Source organism: Endothiovibrio diazotrophicus (assembly GCF_054657215.1).
This window is the reverse complement of the sequence record NZ_BAAHXB010000125.1, coordinates 1-16,342: the sequence shown is the minus strand read 5'-3', so window position 1 is coordinate 16,342 and position 16,342 is coordinate 1. Positions and strand designations below refer to the sequence as shown.

Sequence of the window (16,342 nt, the reverse complement as noted above, 5' to 3'; positions counted from 1 at the left end):
CGCTCTGCGTCCTGGCGCTCGGTAGAACGCTGAAATTGCGGTGACTTCGTCCGGCAAGATGCGGAGCGTCGAAGAAGACGTGTCCACGCAGAGCGTGGCAACGAGAAGGTGGTTGGGAGGGCATGACGTTCTGGTGTAGGGGTTGACGTGGACTTGGTCCCCGGCATGATCCTGACGCCTGACGCCCGTTATCCGCCTCCCCCATGGGTGGCAAGCCACTCCACCGCCATCTGTTTCGCCCTGGCGATCTGGTCGTCGAGCATGAATTTGGCGAGCCGATCGCGGGCGCGGCGCGCATCGGCGTCGCCGTTGGCGGAGGCGATGTCGTACCACATGTGGGCGGTGACGTAGTCCTTCTCCACCCCCTCCCCCTTGGCGTACTTGAGCCCCAGGTTGTACTGGGCGACGACGCTGCCGCCGGCGATCGCCTTGCGGTACCACTCGATCGCCTTGGCGGAATCCTGGGGGACGCCGTTGCCGCCGGCGTAGAGGGCGCCGAGGTTGACCTGGGCGCCGACGTGGCCGGCCTCGGCGGCCAGTTGGAACCAGTGGGCCGCCTGGGTGAAATCCTGCAGCACCCCCTCGCCCTCGCTGTACATCAGGCCGAGGTTGTAGCGCGCCTCCAGGTGACCCTGGTCGGCTGCCTTGCGGTACCACTGGATGGCCAGGGTGTCGTCGCGGGTTACCCCCTGGCCGTCGTCGTAGCGCAGCGCCAGGTCGTACTGGCCGTTGGCGTCGCCCTGCTCGGCGGCCTTGCGGTACCACTTCACCGCCTCCACCTCGTCCTGCAGCGTCCCCTTGCCCTTGAGGTACATGTAGCCGAGGTTGACCTGGGCGTGGGCGTTGCCCTGCTCGGCGGCCTTGCGGTACCAGCCGAGGGCGGCCTTCTCGTCCATCGCCACGCCGCGCCCCGCCTCCAGGGCCACCGCCACCTGGAACTGGGCCTCGGCGGCGCCCTCCTGGGCGGCTTTGAGCAGCCAGACGAAGGCCTGCTTGATATCCTTCTTCACCCCCTTGCCGGTGGCGTAGGCGATGCCCAGCTTGGTCTGTGCGTCGCGGTCGCCCTGCTCGGCGGCGCGCTGATACCAGTGCACCGCCTCGATCTCTTCGCGGCTGCTCCCCTCGGAGCGCAGGCCGAGGCGGTACTGGGCGTCGGGCTGGCCCAGCTCGGCGGCCATCCGGTACCACGACTCCGCCTCGCGGTCGTCCTCCGGCACCCCTTCGCCGTAGTCGTACATCAGGCCGAGGTAGTAGGCGGCGTCGGGGTGGCTCTGCTGGGCCGCCTTGACGTACCAGACGCGTGCCTCGGTGAAGTCCTGCGGAACGCCGCGCCCCTCGTAGTACATCCGCGCCAGCCGGTATTGGGCCTGGGCGTTGCCGCGGCCGGCGGCCTTGCGGTACCACTTCTCCGCCTTTTCCGGATTCTTCGGCACGCCGCGCCCCTCGTCGTAGAGGTCGCCGAGGGCGAACAGCGCCTGATCCTCGCCCTTGGTGGCACCGTCGAGGAATTCGGCGATCGCCTGGTCGGTCCGGCCCTGGGCGAGCAGCGCCTGGCCGCGGGCGTAGTCGGCGGCGGCGCTCGCCGGGCCGAGGAGCGCCAGCAGCAGTGTCGCGGTCAAGGGTGCGGCAGGTCGCTGCAGCGTGCGCTCAACCGTGGTCGTCGAAGCCATAGCGCTTGTCGCCCTCCTTACCCATGGTTTCGTCGCCGCCCCCCTTGTTGGGACGGTCGTATTCGATGGCGATCTCCACCCGGCGGTTCTCCTTGCGCCCCTCCGGCGTGTCGTTGCCGGTCAGCGGCCGGGTGTCGCCGTAGCCCTTCGCCTCGAAACGGTCCGGCTCGGCGCCGGTGGACTCCATCAGCACCTGCAGCACGCTCACCGCGCGGGCGGTGGAGAGGTCCCAGTTGGAGCGGAAGCGGTTGGTGATGATAGGCACGTCGTCGGTGTGGCCGGCCACCGAGAACACCCCCTTGGATTCGCTGAGGGTCTTGCCCAGGTCGGCGACCACCTGGCGGTACTTGGGGGTGAGCTCGGCGCTGGCCGACTCGAACAGCCCCTGGTCCTTCAGCCGGATGATGATCCGCTCGCCGCCGTCCTCCAGCTCCATCAGTCCCTCGCGGGTGGCCGGGGCCATCGCCTGGCGCAGCTTCATCAGGTCCTTCTCCATCCCCCGCTTCTTCTGCGGTTTGGAGGACTGGATGCGCGGGTTCATGCGGGTGACGTCGGTGGTGGTCTGACGGATGCGGTTGATCGCCGTCGGCATGACCACGCCGGGGCTGAACTCGCGGGCGACGAAGCTGACCCCCTTCGGGCTCTCCTTCAGGCGCACCTCGGCCTGCACGCCGAAGGCGTCCTTCATCGAGCCGGAGACCTGCTTGTACTTCTGCTTGTCCAGCTCCGAGAAGGAGAACAGCAGCACGAAGAAGGCGAGCAGCAGCGACATCAGGTCGGCGAAGGTCATGATCCACGCGGCGGGGCCGGGGGGACACTTCTTCGGCGGTTGATCGTCGTCTTCGTCGGACACGGCCGTTCGTCTCCCGCTGGTACGCCGTTACTTGTCGCCGCTGCCGCCGCGCTGGCTGCGCGGCAGGTAGGTCTTCATCATGTCCTCCATCACCCGCGGGTTGGCGCCGTCGGCGATCGAGGTGACCCCTTCGAGGATCATCGACTTGGTGATCCGCTCCTCCTTGCTGCGCGCCTCCAGCTTCTTAGCGATGGGGATGGCGATGGTGTTGGCGATCACCGCGCCGTAGAGGGTGGTCAACAGCGCCACCGCCATCGCCGGTCCGATCGCCTTCGGGTCGTCCATGTTGGCCATCATCTGCACCAGACCGATCAGCGTACCGATCATGCCCATCGCCGGGGCGTAGTCGCCGATCGCCTTGAACACCGCCTGGCCATCCTCGTGGCGCTCGATGGTCAGGTTGATGTCCTTGTTGAGCATGGCGCGCACGGTCTGCGGGTCGGAGCCGTCCACCACCAGTTGGATGCCGCGCTGGAGGAATTCGTTCTCCACCTGCATCTGTTCCAGCCCGAGCAGCCCCTCGCGCCGCGCGATGTTGGCCATCTGCATGCTCTGCTCGATGATCTCCGCCGGGCTCTGGGGCTTGTGCATGAACGCCTTCGCCGCCACCTTGAAGGAACCGAGGGTGGTGGCCAGCGGAAAGTTCATCAGCACCACCGCGAAGGTGCCGCCGATGACGATGATCACGCTGGGGATGTTGATGAACATCAACGCGCTGCCGCCGATGGCGATGGACGAGGCGATGGCGCCGATGGCGCCGAGCATGCCGAGTAGCGTTGCGATATCCACGCTGCTTTTCCTCACTGTGCTGACCGACGGGCCGCCCCTGGTGGGCGAGCGGCCGAAACGGCTCCGATTCCGGGCTGGACGGGGCGGGGAGGGTGGTTTATCCCCGGGAACCCGTCGGACGATGGGTCGAATCGACCGCGAAGGCGGGACAGCGGCCCCGCCGCTCCCGCAACTCCACCCCCCAAGGGCCGACGGGCCTCCGCTCCCGCGGATGCCGGAATGAAATTAAGCAGGAACCGTGCCTGTATCTCCCGGTGGCCGGAAAGGGGTGGTTGGATGGTCGTTTCGTCGCGAGGGGGGCTTGGGCACGGGGGTACCGGCTCGGAGGGCGGGCAGGAAAAGGGGGTGCGCCAAGCGATCTGGCATCGGTCCACCGTGGTTTCCGGGGCCACAGTCGGGTAACGAAATATACCACGGGCCTCGCCGCGGCCGATAGTTTGGAGGAGCTGTCGCGGCCGTTGAACGGGGAAGTCGTCAAGAAAATGGCGGTGTTCGGTTTGCTCGTCGAGGGCGGGATGCCGGAGAATGGCGGTCTCCCCTCCAGCACTCCTCTCCCCCATGCAACTGATCTCGTTCAATCCCTACCGCACGCTCGACCTGCCGAGGGTCCGCTACCTCAAGCCGGAGCGGTTGTTCGCCGAACGGGCTGTCCTGGAGGGGGCCGACTGGGTGCTCTTCCCCGAGTACTGGCAGGTCAACGCCCTGATCTACGGGTTCCGCAAGCGGATCTTTCCCTCGGCGTCCAGTTACCACCTGGGCCACGACAAGGTGGAGATGACCCGGGCCCTCTGGTCGGTGGCTCCTGCCCACGTGCCGTGGACCGAGATTGCCGCCGCCACCGAGCGCGGCATCGAGGAGATCCTGGAGGCCTTCCCCATGCCCTTCGTTGCCAAGGTGACCCGCGCCTCCATGGGGCGGGGGGTGTTCCTGGTCGAGGAGCGGCGGCAGTTCCTGGAGTATGCACGGGCCAACGAGGTGCTCTACGTCCAGGAGCGATTGCCGATCCGTCGCGACCTGCGGGTGGTATGGGTGGGGGATGCGGTGCTCACCGCCTATTGGCGCAACGCCGCCGAGGGGGCGTTCCACAACAATCTGTCACGGGGGGGTGAGCTCTCCTTCGACGAGATCCCCGAGGTGGCACTGGAACTGGTGACGCGGGTGGCGCGGGCCCTGGGCATCGACCATGCCGGCTTCGACCTGGCCGAGGTGGAGGGTCACTTCTACTTCCTGGAGTTCAACACCCTGTTCGGCAACCAGGGGCTCACCGAGCGCGACATCCGCACCGGGCCGGCGATCCTCTCCCATCTCCGGGGTTGTGCTGCCGGTGGATGAGGGTGGTTTCGGCCATGAAGGGGAGCGATTCAGGGTGGAGTTCCGTCGGTCGCAGCGCTCAACGGTTGGCACCACTCCATCCTGTAGGAGCGGCCCCAGGCCGCGATCGGGGCGGAGTTCGGCGGTAAATTCGGTTGGCGGGAGAGGCGGAGAGGGCGCCCGGCTTCCGCATCCTGCTCACGCCAAGTACCTACATCCCTGTAGGCAATCGCGGCCTGGGGGCCGCTCCCACAAGGGGGGGGGCGGGAGCGCAGGACTTTTTCCCCTTCATGCCCTTCATGGTAAATAGAGCCGATGAAAAGAAAACGGGCGCCCCCGCAGGTGCGCCCGTCGTTCGAAGCCGGCGAAGCGATCGCCGTTCTACCTCTTTTTCTTCTCCCTCTTCCCTGCGCCTCCCGCATCCTCGCCGACGCCCAGCGGCAGCGCGGCGACGTGGTCCAGTTGCCAGATCTCGTCGTTGTAGTCGCTGATCGTGCGGTCGGTGGAGAACTTGCCGCTCGCCGCGGTGTTGAGGATCGACATGCGCAGCCAGCGCTCGCGGTCGCGGTAGGCCGTCGCCGCCCGCTCCTGGGCGTCGATGTAGGCACGGAAGTCGCCGGCGGTCATCCACGGGTCGTGGGGGCTGAGGATCGAGTTGACGATCGGCTCGAAGATGCCGTTCTCGAAGTGGTTGAAGTGGCCCGCCTCGATCAGGTGGATCACCTGCGAGAGGTCGTGGTCGCTCTCCACCGTCACCGACGGCACGTAGTGGCCGCGCCGCGCGTCCACCTCCTCGGCGGTCATGCCGAAGAGGAAGAAGTTCTCCTCGCCCGCCTCCTCGCGGATCTCGATGTTGGCCCCGTCGAGGGTGCCGATGGTCACCGCGCCGTTCATCATGAACTTCATGTTGCCGGTGCCGGAGGCCTCCTTGCCGGCGGTCGAGATCTGCTCGGAGAGGTCCGCCGCCGGGCAGATCCGCTCCATCAGCGAGACGCCGTAGTTGGGGATGAAGGCGACCCGCAGCAGGCCGTCGCAGTCGCGGTCGCCGTTGACCACGCGGGCGACGTTGTTGATCAGCTTGATGATCCGCTTGGCCATGAAGTAGCCGGGGGCCGCCTTGCCGCCGATCAGCACGTTGCGCGGGGTCCAGTCGGCCACCTCGCCGTGCTTGATGCGGTTGTAGAGGTGAATCACGTGGAGCACGTTGAGCAGCTGGCGCTTGTACTCGTGGATGCGCTTGACCTGCACGTCGAGCATCCCGCCGGGGATGAACTCGACCCCGCAGCGGCGCTGGACGATCGCCGCCAGCTGCTCCTTGTTCGCCTCCTTGGCCGCCGCCCAGCGCTCGCGGAAGGCGGCGTCGTCGGCGTGCGGGGCGAGCCGCTCCAACTGCTTCAGGTCGGAGACCCAGCCGTCGCCGATGGTCTCGGTGATCAGCCCGGCCAGCGGGCGGTTGCAGGCGGCCAGCCAGCGGCGTTGGGTGACGCCGTTGGTCTTGTTGGTGAACTTCTCCGGCCACAGCTCGTAGAAGTCGCGGAACAGCCCCTTCTGCAGCAGCTCGGAGTGCAGTTCGGCGACGCCGTTGACCTTGAAGCTGCCGACGATGGCCAGATAGGCCATGCGCACCTGGGGATACTCCCCCTCCTCGATCAGCGACATGCGGGCGAGGCGGTCGTTGTCGCCGGGCCAGCGCAGCGAGACCTCGCTGAGGAAGCGGGCGTTGATCTCGTAGATGATGTCCAGGAGCCGCGGCAGCAACTGCTCGAACAGCCGCACCGGCCACTTCTCCAGCGCCTCGGGGAGCAGGGTGTGGTTGGTGTAGGCCATGGTCCGCGCGGTGATCTCCCAGGCCTCGTCCCAGCCCAGGTTCTTCTCGTCCATCAGCAGCCGCATCAGCTCGGCCACGGCGATGCTCGGGTGGGTGTCGTTGAGCTGGAAGACGTTCTTCTCGGCGAACGTGGCAAAGTCGTTGCTGTGCACGAAGTTCCAGTGGTCGATCACGTCCTGCAGGCTGGCCGAGGCGAGGAAGTACTGCTGGCGCAGGCGCAGCTCCTTGCCGTTCTCGCTGGCGTCGTTGGGGTAGAGCACCATGGTGATCTGCTCGGCGTTGTTCTTTGCCGCCACCGACTCGGGGTAGGAGCCGGCGTTGAACTCGCCGAGGTCGAACTCGTCGGTGGCCGCCGCCTTCCACAGCCGCAGGTTGTTCACCGTGTTGTTGCGGTAGCCGGGGATCGGCATGTCGTAGGGCACCGCCAGCACGTCGTGGGTGTCGAGCCAGTGGGCGACCAGCGCGCCGTCGGGCAGCCGGCGGTACTCGACCCGGCCGCCGAAGTGGACCCGCTTGGTGTGCTCCGGGCGCTCCAGCTCCCACGGATTGCCGTTGCGCAGCCAGTGGTCGGGCTCCTCCACCTGCTCACCGTTCTGCACCTTCTGGCGGAACATGCCGTACTCGTAGCGGATGCCGTAGCCCACCACCGGCAGTTGCAGGGAGGCGCAGGAGTCGAGGAAGCAGGCGGCGAGCCGCCCCAGGCCGCCGTTGCCGAGGCCGGCGTCGGGCTCGCTCTCGGCCAGCTCCTCCAGGTCGAAACCGAGCTGGGTCAGTGCCTCCCCGATCTCGTCGTCCAGCTCCAGGTTGAGCAGCGCGTTGCCCAGGGCGCGGCCCATCAGGAACTCCAGGGAGAGGTAGTAGGCGCGCTTGCACTTGGCCTCGTCGTAGGCGTAACGGGTCGCCTTGGCGCGCTCCAGCAGGCGGTCGCGCAGCACCTTGGCGAGCGCCTCGTAGGGGTAGTGGGTGCTGCGGCAGTAGCGGTCGCGGCCCATGGTATGGGTGAAGTGGCGGCGGAAGTCCTCGCGCAGGGTAGCGGCGTCGGTGCCGAGGGCGGGCAGGTCGGTCAGGTCCGGGATCGGGTGACTGGCGGTGAGCTTCTTGAAGATCATGGCGCTGCCATCTCCATGCTGGGGCCGCGTGCGGCGTGGTGAGCGTGGTAAAAATCGGGGGGCCAATGATATACGAACCCCGGCGGGCGGCCACGTCCGGGTTCCGGGAGAGGATGGTTGTTTAGAATATTATTGATTCATGATATATCATTCGGGCTCCGCGATTCCCACTGTTTGCCACCACCGTTCAAGGAGGTCTCCGAAATGAAACGATTGCTGCGCCGAATCCTGTTCCTGTTGCTGCCGTTGGCGGCCCTGCCGGCCTCCGCCGATACCCTGGTGATGGTCCAGGGCTATCTGGGCGACGGTCACGACTGGCGCGCCAGCGGCGTCGCCCGGCCGCTGTTGGATGCCGGCTGGGCCGACGGCGGCCAACTGTTGCTCACCCCCGGCGCGGTGCGTAGCGACCTGCCGCAGCCGTCCGCCGCCAAGCGCTTCTACACCGTGGTGCTTCCCTCGGAAGCGCCGATGATGGCCCAGCTCGGCTTCCTCGAGCGGTACATGGACTTCGTCGAGGCGCGCCACGGGTCCGAACGGCTGTTCCTGGTGGGCCACTCCGCCGGTGGGGTGCTCGCCCGGTTGTACATGGTGCGCCACCCGAAGGCGGGGGTGGACGGGCTGATCACCATCGCCAGTCCCAACCTCGGCAGCGAGTTGGCGGAGCTGGGCAACGACGTCGGCAACTCGCCGCTGGGCTGGGTGACGCCGTTGATGGGGCTCTCCACCATCAACCGTTCCCAGGGGCTCTACTACGACCTCGGCCGCCCGCGTCCCGGTAGCCTGCTCCACTGGCTCAACGCCCAGCCGCATCCGAAGGCGCGCTACGTGGCGGTGATCCGCGAGGCGGGTTTCCCCTTCGGCCCGGGTGATGAGGTGGTCCCCGCCTGGAGCCAGGACCTCAATCAGGTGCCGGCGTTGCGCGGCCACGCGATGGTCATCCCCACCGCCGGCGGCCACGGCATGCGCATCGAGGACGGCGCGCTGATCGCCGACCTGCTTCGCAGTTGAGGTTGGATGCTTCGACCATGAAGGGCATGAAGGGGGCGACCCCTCTCTTCATGTCCTTCGCTCCTCTTCATGCCCTTCATGGTAGCCCTGCCGGTTTGGCCATTTTTTCAGGGGCGTGGTACAACGAGGCGGTTCGATAACGAAGGGTGCCGCCGCCATGAGTCAGAACCTCGATCCGATCCTGCTCAACTTCTTCTACGCCGCCATGGGCGGCTGCATGACGCTGTTCTTCATGTGGATGGGTTGCAAGCTGTTCAACCGCATCGTCTGCTTCAACATCAGCGAGGAACTGGGCAAGGGGAACATGGCGGTGGGGCTGATGATCGCCGGGGTGTTCATCGGCATCGGCACCGCCATGGGGCTGGTAATCGGCCTCGGGCTCAACTGATGCGCCGGGCGCTCGCCGCGCTGTTTCCGGCGGCACTGCTGGCCGTGGCGGCGGCGCTGCCGGTGTGGGCGGCCGGCGACCTGGAACCGGTGGACTCCCCCCGCTGGAGCCGCGATTTCGATGCCTACTTCCGCAAATATTCCAAACGCTATTTCGGCCCCCACTTCGACTGGCGCTGGTTCAAGGCCCAGGCGATCACCGAGTCCCATCTCAACCCCGAGGCGCGCAGCGCCGCCGGGGCGCGCGGCCTGATGCAGCTGATGCCCGCCACTTTCGAAGAGATCCAGCGGGAGAAGCCCCACTTCGTCGATCTCGACGCCCCCCGCTGGAACGTCGCCGCCGGTATCTACTACGATGGCCTGCTGTTTCGCAAATGGCGGGGGTTGCCGGAGCAGGAGCGGCTCTATCTGGCGCTGGCCAGCTACAACGCCGGCTACGGCCGGGTGCGCAGCGCCTATCGTCAGGCGCCGGCCCCAGTGAGCGGCTGGCGGGAGGTGAGCCATCGGGTGCCGGGGCAGACCCGCGCCTACGTCGCCCGCATCCAGGACGTGATGGAGGTGCGTTCCCGCAAGCGGTTGCGCGGGGTCGAGAAGTTCTTCAATTGACCTCTAGATGTAGTGTCCATCGGAAAAACTGGGATGGAAACTTGTAGGATGGGAAAAGGAGCGACGTGCCCATCGAATGAAGGCGGTGAGTTTCGCGGTGGCAGTGCCTTCTACGGTTTTTGGAAAATCTTATCCCAATTTTTCCGATGGACGGAGTACTCGCGGCGTGTTCGGCGCAGCCTCCGCGGGGGGCTCCAGCAGGGACTCGTGGAGCCAGCCGCGCAGCGCCTTCGTCGGCACCACCACCTCCACCCACTCCCCCCGTCGCGACAACTCGATCAGCGGCGTCCCCTCGTCGAGCACCGCCACCACCGCCGCCTCCAGATCGGGCTCCCCGCGGCAGTTGGCGCGATTTGCCCCTAGCCGCTGCGGTTGGCCGAGCAGCGCCCAGTCCTCCTTCTTCCAGCCGGCGGTGAGTTCCCCCAACCGGTGGCCCTGGTCGCGCAGCAGTTCGATGAGCAGGGCGCGGGCCTCCTCGTGGCCGCCGCGCGCCGCCTTCAGATAGAGATCGGCGGCCCAGCGGGGGTTGCGTACCACCTCCGCGTCGCCGGAGGCGTAGAGCAGGCCGAGGGCGAAGAGCGCGTCGAGATGGCCGTGCTGGGCGGCCAGGCTCCACCAGCGCAGGGTCTGGTAGTCGTCGATCACCAGCCCGTAGCCGTTGTGGTACATCCAGCCGATGCCGAATTGGGCCTCGGCGTCTCCCTGCTCCGCCAGCGGCAGCCAGTGGTAGTAGGCGATGGCGTAGTTGCCCTGGCGCATCGCCGCGGCCGCCAACTGCCGTTCCTCCTCGGCGGAAGGGGGGCGGGGTCGCTTTTCCGCCGAATCGGCCGCGGGCGGTGTGGCGGTGGGCGAGGGGGGCGTCGACGGTGACGCGGGGGAGGGAGAGGGGGGCGTCGGCCCGCTGGTCACCTGTCGCCAGATGGGGACCGCCCACGCCGGCGGCCAGTAGCCCGGGGGCGCCTGGGCCACGCCGGCGGTGGCGATGAGCAGGGGGGTGAGGGCGAGCATGCGCTTCATGTCGGTGCAGTGTAGCAGGCGCGACGTTCCGCTCGGCATCGGGCCGCGCGCCCGCGACGACGAAAAAGGCCCGCGCGGCGGTTGCCGCGCGGGCCTTTTTTCCCCAAGCGCCGAGGGCGCTTATTTGGCGTCGGCGACCGGAGCCGGCGCGGTCGGGCGGAGCATGGCGATGCGCTCCTCCATCTGCTTCCGGAACGCGGCGCGGCGCTCCTCGGCCTGCTTCTTCATCTGCTCCATCTGCGCCTCCATGGCCTTCTTCATCTGCTCCATCTGCGCCTGGAACGCCTTCTGCTGCGCCTCGATGGCGGCCTTCTGCTGCTCCTGGAACGCCTTCATCTGCTCGAGAGCGGTCTGCTGCTGCTTCTCAAAGGCCTCGCTGGCGGCCTTCGCCTGCTCCTCGTTCATCACCGGAGCGACGGCGTTCGGGAAGGCGTAGGGGGCGAAGGTGGTCGGGGCCGCGACGGTCGGGGCCGTGGTGGCCGGCACGGTGGTGGTCGGCGCGGCGGCATTCGGGGCGGCGTAGCCATACGGGGCGTAGCCGTAGGGCGCGTAGCCGTATGGCGCATAGCCGTAGTAGGGGGCGTGGTGGCCATAGCCGTTGCCGCTGCCGTAACCGTTGCCGTGGCCGCTCATGCTGAAGTTGAAGGCGCCATCGCCGAAGCCGTCACCGAGGCCGTTGCCATTGCCGAAGAAGGGGCCGCTCCAGGCGAAGGCGGAGGTGGTGGTAACCAGTGTGGCGGCGGCGAGCAGGGTACGAAGTTTCATCGGATTCTCCTTATATGGACGGGTTTTTCGAATTGGTTGGTGTGCCGCCGTCGGGGCGACGTCGCTGTAATAGAAGCTTGTCAAGAATATTACTAGATACTAATGCATTCAAGACCAGCGGTGGCAAAAAGGCGCCGAAATGGCGCGTTATGACTTGATTTTTACTTGGTGGCCGGATTTTTCTTCCCCGTTGTCTTTTCGTGGATCCCTGCGTCGACGGTTCGATGATGGGGACCGGTGCGGAGGGCGTTAATCGATATAATGGGCGGCTCGTTTCATCACCCCGGGGTTCCGTCATGTGGTTCAAGAATCTTCGTCTCTTCCGTATTACCCAGCCGCTCGATATCGACGCCGAGACGCTGGAAGAGGCGCTGGGAGGGCAGCCGTTCCGCCCCTGCGGGACCCTGGAACCGGCGAGCCAGGGGTGGGTGGCACCGCTCGGACGTCACGGCGAGAGCCTGATCCATCCCGCCGGACACTGCATCATGTTCTGCATGCGCAAGCAGGAGCGGGTGCTGCCGGCGGCGGTGGTGCGCGAGGCGCTGGAGGAGAAGGTGGCGCAGATCGAGCGGGAGCAGGGGCGGCCGGTCCACCGCAAGGAGCAGGCCGCGCTGCGCGAGGAGCTGACCATGACCCTGATGCCGCGGGCCTTTCTCCGTTCCAGCCTCACCTACGGCTATCTCGACCTGGGTGCCGGCTGGCTGGTGGTGGACGCGGCCAGCGACAAGCGGGCCGAGGAGCTGGCCAGTCTGCTGCGCCGCTCCCTGGGGAGCCTGCCGGCGGTGCCGCCGGTGGTGAAGGAGTCGCCGGCCATCGTGATGAGCGAGTGGATCGCCGAGAATCGCATCCCCGGCGACTTCGAGGCGCTGGACGAGTGCGAGCTGAAAGACCCCGACGCCGACGGCGGGGTGGTGCGGGTGAAGCGGGTCGACCTGGGGGCCGAGGAGGTGCAGGTCCATCTCAAGGCGGGCAAACGGGTGGCGAAGCTGGCGGTGGGCTGGAACCAGCGCTTCACCTGTCTGCTCGGCGAGGACCTTTCGGTGAAGCGGCTGCACATGGAGGACATGGTCCACGAGCAGCTCGACGACTACAACACCGAGGACGCCGCGGCCCGCTTCGACGCCGACTTCGCCATCATGACCGGCGAGCTGACCCCGTTCCTGGAGCGGCTGCTGGAGGTGTTCGGCGGGGAGGAGTCCGCGGCCTATAGTTGAGCTTCATCAATTATTCAAATTCCGGATATTGCCGCCATCGCCGGTTGATGACTTCGGGAAACCGTTTCTCAGTCAATCAGATGAGGCTGTTTGATGAGAAATCCGCTGAAGAAAATACGGAGTAAAAGAGGTGGCCGTCTACGTAGAAACCCTAATTGTCAGCGAATAAGGGGAAACTAATATTCTCCCTCGACAGTTTGGTTTGGGGTGTCCGCCGGCCCGTAAGGGGGCGGAGTCTTTTTCCCCGGACTGTCTCTCCGCTCAACCCAAACACATCGAGGTACATAAGATGAAGAAGATCATCGCGACCGCTCTGATCGCCGGCGCCGCCGCCCTCTCCGCCTCTTCCGCCAACGCCTGGTGGGGCTGGGGTGGTCCGTGGAACAACGGCTGGGGCAACAACGGCTGGGGCGACGGCTGGGGTGACGGCTCCTTCAACATGAACTTCTCCGGCCGCTCCAACGTCTCCGGTTATGGCTACGGCAACGGCTATGGCTACCCCTATTACGGGTACGGCTACCCCTACTACGGCGGTGGCTACGCCCCCTACGGCTACGGTGCCCCCTACGGCTACGCCCCCTACGGCGCGCCCGCCCCGGCGGCCCCCGCCGCTCCCGCGGCCCCCGCTGCGACCAAGTAAGCGTCAAGGGGAATCCGGCTCGGCCGGATTTTCCTCAGGGTGGCATGAAGAAAGGGCCCGGCTTTCGCCGGGCCCTTTCTTCGTTTTGTACCACCCTCAGTCGGCAACGAGCCGTAGGGTGGATAAGCGATAGCGTATCCACCGAAACGAGTCGAAGAGGCCGATTCGCCTGCGCTGACCTCATGGTTTGTCGTCCTTGAGGTACTATTTGATTGATTTAATTCTAATCACTACGATTAATGGAAAATCACACAGTCAGCAGGAGATCCAAGATGGCGCAGACAGGAACCAAGGTGCTGACCGCCCATGTGCCGCTTCCTCTGGCGGAGAAAGTCGACCAGATGGCCGAACGTTTGGAGCGCTCGCGCGGCTGGATCGTGAAGCAGGCGCTATCGGCTTGGCTCGAACAGGAGGAAGAGCGGGAGCGGTTGACCCGGGAGGCGCTTGCCGACGTCGATGCGAGCCGCGTCGTCGATCACCAGGCCGTACAGGCCTGGGCCGATAGTCTGAGCACTGACGAGCCGCTGCCGGCGCCTCGCTGATGGAGTTGAAGTGGACCCGTATGGCGCTTTCCGATCTGGAGCGGCTGTACGAATTCCTGGCCCCGGCGAACAAACCGGCTGCCGCTCGGGCAGTGCAGGCGCTCACCAAGGCACCGACCACCCTGCTGACCAACCCACGCATCGGCGAACCGCTTTCCGAGTTCGAGCCGCGTGAGGTCCGGCGGCTGCTCGTCGGGCACTATGAGATGCGCTACGAGATCAGGGAGTCGACCATCTACTTGCTGCGTTACAACGGGGTCTCGGCGCCCTCGCTACAGAAGTCGGTGAGAAATGCGGGCTAGCGGCGGCTTCGCCCACGTTCAGGGGAGCCCGTACCGGCCATCATTTTCCAGCGTGCTTCGATGGTGTCCGCCGAGAGATCCGCGCCGCAATCCCATTCGATGAAGTAGCTGCCACTTCGGACCTTTTCGAATTCGCTTCTCACCCGGAGTAGCGTGAAGGCCTCGGCATCCAAATGGGGGAGCACGTCGAAGAGACCGATCCGCCCGTCGTCGGCAACGACACGCAGCACGAAATCTTCTTCAGGCGTCACTTCAACGATATTCATCGGTAGATTCGTCAGGCAGCAAACATCCATGGTCGGGCGGTTGTATTACCCCGGGGGCGGCGGACGTCGGGTAGGGTGTGCCGACGAAAGGAGGCGCACCAGTCGGGGAGCGGTGCACCTCGTACCTCGGTACGCCCGTTCGTCCTCAACATCCCGGCGCGTTGTTACGGCAAATCATTTCCCGCTGGTCTCCACGACCATGACCAGTTCCGAATAGCGCTCCAACAGAATATCCGTGGTCAGCAGATAGGCGGGCAGGGATTTCGCCTGCGCGATCAGCAGGCGGTCGAACGGGTCGCGGTGATGCCACGGCAGGGTGGCGACGAGTTGACAATGGTCGGACTGGATGGGGAGTTCGGTGAATCCGGTTTCGAGTGCCAGCGCCTGGATATCCCGGGGGTGAAAATCGAACGTCTCGCGTCCGAGAGAGAACTTGATGGCGATCTCCCAGATGCCGACGGCACTGAAGTAGACCTCATGACGGGGGTTTTCCAGCGTCTCGCATACCTCCCGGGGCAACACCGATGGATCGATGGTTGCCGCCAGCAGGACGTTGGTGTCCAGCAAGATCACTTCATCGGACACGCCTACCCCTCCGCTTCGAACATCCGCTGGATCTCATCGGCATACATCCGATCAAATCCTTCGGGCAGCGTGAAACGCCCCCGCCCCAATCCCAGGGGGCGCGGCTTCACGTCGGAGCTCTCCAAGGCGACCAGACGCGCCACCGGCCTCCCCGCCCGTGCGATGACGATCTCCTCCCCCGCCGAGGCGAGTTCGACGAAGCGGGAGAGGTGAGTCTTGGCTTCGTGGATATTGACGGTTTGCATGGTGAGATCCTGTGGGCTGCCGGATTGCGTGACTAAGTCTAGTCCGACCAAATCCAGGTGACCAGCCGCAGCGTGCATTACCGCTTCTCCCCAAGTGCTACGATCTCTTCCATCGCGAGGCCGGTAACTCTGGCAACCTGCTCCACGGCCATCCCCTCTTCCAGCAGTGCCAGCGCGATATTCGACGCCCGCCGAACCTCACCTTCGGCGACGCCGCTCTCCCACCGCTCCTCGGCGACCAACCGGCCCCACTGCTCCATCGCCGCCCGATCTTCCACCTCCGGCAACGGCGGCAATTCCGGCGCCTCCCCGTCCTCCGGCACCGCAGGCAGTACCCCTACCGCTTCTGCGCCGCAGAAGGACTCCAGCTTCTCCCGGCCGCGGGCATAGCTGCCGAACAGCACCACCCAGTCGAGGGCCACCGCCGCGCAGAGCCGCTCGGTGATCGTCCGGAGCTGAAGCCGCTTGGGCTCGGGCAGGTGGTCGAGGGTGTTGGTGAGGCAGCGGGGAGCGGCATTGGGGGAGTCGGAAAGCGTGGTGGTCATGGTACGGGGCGCCGACGGGATGGTTGTGTGGTTTTCCACAGTATCAGGAAGCCGCTGACGCCTTTCAAGGGAGGAGAACCAATTTCCTCCGTAGTCTGATAAACCGTCCGAAAATTCCTATAGATTCGATGAAGAGCCAAGTACTTGATAGCTACTATGGGTGATCCCCGTTACTCGTGGACCCAAGTATTTACCACGATCCGCACAGCTATGTTGCGGCGGCGGGCGTGAAAGCGTACGCTTTCTGGCGGAGGTACGAATACATGACCATCCTGAATGCGACCGAAGCGCGGTCGAAGCTCTACAGCCTGATCGACGAAACGACATCCACCCACCAACCGATCGTGATCACCGGGAAGCGGGGCAATGCGGTGCTGGTCTCGGAAGAGGACTGGAACGCCATATCCGAAACCTTGTATCTGCTGTCGGTGCCGGGCATGCGGGAGTCGATCAAGGAGGGAATGGAGACGCCCGTGGAGGAGTGCTCCAGGGACCTGGAGTGGTGAGCTGGTCACTGGTCTACACCAAACAGGCCCAGAAGGATGCAAAACGGCTCGTTGCATCAAGGCTGAAGAGCAAGGCAAAGGAGCTGCTCGAAGTCATCGAGCGGAATCCATTCGAGAATCCGCCGCCTTATGAAAAATTGGTCGGCGATCTTTC

General features: G+C 65.7%; 19 protein-coding genes and 1 pseudogene. 10 read left to right on the top strand and 10 right to left on the bottom strand.

The window, feature by feature from the left end; translation table 11 throughout:
• Positions 1-188: 188 nt before the first annotated feature.
• The 3 genes from ACYQ2W_RS22045 to pomA are packed head-to-tail and all read right to left on the bottom strand — an operon-like array spanning position 189 to position 3,312.
• The gene (locus ACYQ2W_RS22045) at positions 189-1,670 is read right to left on the bottom strand and encodes a tetratricopeptide repeat protein (protein ID WP_459872282.1); all 1,482 of its coding nucleotides are present in this window, start codon (positions 1,668-1,670) and stop codon (positions 189-191) included.
• Positions 1,648-2,523: a MotB family protein gene (locus tag ACYQ2W_RS22040; RefSeq protein ID WP_459872279.1), complete on the bottom strand. Its 876-nt coding sequence runs from the start codon at positions 2,521-2,523 to the stop codon at positions 1,648-1,650. The genes ACYQ2W_RS22045 and ACYQ2W_RS22040 overlap by 23 nt, the downstream gene beginning before the upstream one ends.
• 27 nt (positions 2,524-2,550) lie before the next feature.
• On the bottom strand, positions 2,551-3,312 hold the full coding sequence (pomA, locus tag ACYQ2W_RS22035; RefSeq protein WP_459872276.1) for a flagellar motor protein PomA: 762 nt from the start codon (positions 3,310-3,312) through the stop codon (positions 2,551-2,553).
• Positions 3,313-3,837: 525 nt separating this feature from the next.
• Here pomA and ACYQ2W_RS22030 point away from each other — a divergent pair.
• Positions 3,838-4,644, top strand: a complete 807-nt coding sequence (locus ACYQ2W_RS22030) for an ATP-grasp domain-containing protein (protein ID WP_459872274.1) — start codon at positions 3,838-3,840, stop codon at positions 4,642-4,644.
• A 360-nt stretch (positions 4,645-5,004) separates the two neighbouring features.
• Here the strand turns inward: ACYQ2W_RS22030 and ACYQ2W_RS22025 are convergent, their stop codons facing one another.
• Complete coding sequence (locus tag ACYQ2W_RS22025) at positions 5,005-7,560, bottom strand: glycogen/starch/alpha-glucan phosphorylase (RefSeq protein ID WP_459872271.1); 2,556 nt, start codon at positions 7,558-7,560, stop codon at positions 5,005-5,007.
• A 204-nt stretch (positions 7,561-7,764) separates the two neighbouring features.
• Here ACYQ2W_RS22025 and ACYQ2W_RS22020 point away from each other — a divergent pair, with 204 nt between their 5' ends.
• The 3 genes from ACYQ2W_RS22020 (at position 7,765) to ACYQ2W_RS22010 (ending at position 9,561) form a co-directional block, all read left to right on the top strand.
• Complete coding sequence (locus ACYQ2W_RS22020; protein WP_459872268.1) at positions 7,765-8,568, top strand: alpha/beta hydrolase; 804 nt, start codon at positions 7,765-7,767, stop codon at positions 8,566-8,568.
• Positions 8,569-8,725: 157 nt separating this feature from the next.
• Complete coding sequence (locus tag ACYQ2W_RS22015; RefSeq protein WP_459872266.1) at positions 8,726-8,956, top strand: DUF350 domain-containing protein; 231 nt, start codon at positions 8,726-8,728, stop codon at positions 8,954-8,956.
• Complete coding sequence (locus ACYQ2W_RS22010) at positions 8,956-9,561, top strand: transglycosylase SLT domain-containing protein (RefSeq protein ID WP_459872264.1); 606 nt, start codon at positions 8,956-8,958, stop codon at positions 9,559-9,561. Before ACYQ2W_RS22015 ends, ACYQ2W_RS22010 begins: the two co-directional genes overlap by 1 nt.
• A gap of 129 nt (positions 9,562-9,690) precedes the next feature.
• On the opposite strand, the gene ACYQ2W_RS22005 is transcribed toward ACYQ2W_RS22010, so the two are convergent.
• Together ACYQ2W_RS22005 and ACYQ2W_RS22000 are read right to left on the bottom strand one after the other, a co-directional pair.
• Complete coding sequence (locus ACYQ2W_RS22005; RefSeq protein WP_459872261.1) at positions 9,691-10,617, bottom strand: SH3 domain-containing protein; 927 nt, start codon at positions 10,615-10,617, stop codon at positions 9,691-9,693.
• An 81-nt stretch (positions 10,618-10,698) separates the two neighbouring features.
• A complete protein-coding gene (locus tag ACYQ2W_RS22000; RefSeq protein ID WP_459872259.1) occupies positions 10,699-11,343 on the bottom strand; it encodes a sulfur globule family protein in 645 nt (214 codons plus the stop codon).
• A 296-nt stretch (positions 11,344-11,639) separates the two neighbouring features.
• Here ACYQ2W_RS22000 and rdgC point away from each other — a divergent pair, with 296 nt between their 5' ends.
• The 4 genes from rdgC to ACYQ2W_RS21980 all read left to right on the top strand — a co-directional run bounded on the left by rdgC (position 11,640) and on the right by ACYQ2W_RS21980 (position 14,041).
• On the top strand, positions 11,640-12,557 hold the full coding sequence (gene rdgC, locus ACYQ2W_RS21995; RefSeq protein ID WP_459872256.1) for a recombination-associated protein RdgC: 918 nt from the start codon (positions 11,640-11,642) through the stop codon (positions 12,555-12,557).
• Positions 12,558-12,846: 289 nt separating this feature from the next.
• Positions 12,847-13,197 (top strand): sulfur globule family protein, encoded by a 351-nt coding sequence (locus ACYQ2W_RS21990; RefSeq protein WP_459872253.1) that lies wholly within the window; start codon positions 12,847-12,849, stop codon positions 13,195-13,197.
• Positions 13,198-13,469: 272 nt separating this feature from the next.
• On the top strand, positions 13,470-13,739 hold the full coding sequence (locus ACYQ2W_RS21985) for a CopG family ribbon-helix-helix protein (RefSeq protein WP_459872251.1): 270 nt from the start codon (positions 13,470-13,472) through the stop codon (positions 13,737-13,739).
• Entirely contained in the window at positions 13,739-14,041 is a 303-nt protein-coding gene (locus tag ACYQ2W_RS21980; RefSeq protein ID WP_459872248.1) for a type II toxin-antitoxin system RelE/ParE family toxin, read from the top strand. The genes ACYQ2W_RS21985 and ACYQ2W_RS21980 overlap by 1 nt, the downstream gene beginning before the upstream one ends.
• On the opposite strand, the gene ACYQ2W_RS21975 is transcribed toward ACYQ2W_RS21980, so the two are convergent.
• The 4 genes from ACYQ2W_RS21975 to ACYQ2W_RS21960 all read right to left on the bottom strand — a co-directional run bounded on the left by ACYQ2W_RS21975 (position 14,038) and on the right by ACYQ2W_RS21960 (position 15,682).
• A complete protein-coding gene (locus ACYQ2W_RS21975) occupies positions 14,038-14,307 on the bottom strand; it encodes a DUF2442 domain-containing protein (protein ID WP_459872245.1) in 270 nt (89 codons plus the stop codon). The two genes, ACYQ2W_RS21980 and ACYQ2W_RS21975, sit on opposite strands and share 4 nt — an antisense overlap.
• Before the next feature lie 174 nt (positions 14,308-14,481).
• Positions 14,482-14,892 carry a type II toxin-antitoxin system VapC family toxin gene (locus ACYQ2W_RS21970; protein WP_459872242.1) on the bottom strand — a complete coding sequence of 137 codons (411 nt, stop codon included), beginning with the start codon at positions 14,890-14,892 and terminating at the stop codon, positions 14,482-14,484.
• 2 nt (positions 14,893-14,894) lie between these two features.
• Positions 14,895-15,137 carry a type II toxin-antitoxin system Phd/YefM family antitoxin gene (locus ACYQ2W_RS21965; protein ID WP_459872239.1) on the bottom strand — a complete coding sequence of 81 codons (243 nt, stop codon included), beginning with the start codon at positions 15,135-15,137 and terminating at the stop codon, positions 14,895-14,897.
• A 77-nt stretch (positions 15,138-15,214) separates the two neighbouring features.
• Positions 15,215-15,682, bottom strand: a complete 468-nt coding sequence (locus ACYQ2W_RS21960) for a hypothetical protein (protein ID WP_459872236.1) — start codon at positions 15,680-15,682, stop codon at positions 15,215-15,217.
• A 263-nt stretch (positions 15,683-15,945) separates the two neighbouring features.
• Here ACYQ2W_RS21960 and ACYQ2W_RS21955 point away from each other — a divergent pair, with 263 nt between their 5' ends.
• The gene (locus ACYQ2W_RS21955) at positions 15,946-16,188 is read left to right on the top strand and encodes a type II toxin-antitoxin system Phd/YefM family antitoxin (protein ID WP_459872233.1); all 243 of its coding nucleotides are present in this window, start codon (positions 15,946-15,948) and stop codon (positions 16,186-16,188) included.
• Positions 16,185-16,342, top strand: a pseudogene (locus tag ACYQ2W_RS21950) (Txe/YoeB family addiction module toxin); the annotation flags it as partial. The gene ACYQ2W_RS21955 and the pseudogene ACYQ2W_RS21950, both read left to right, overlap by 4 nt.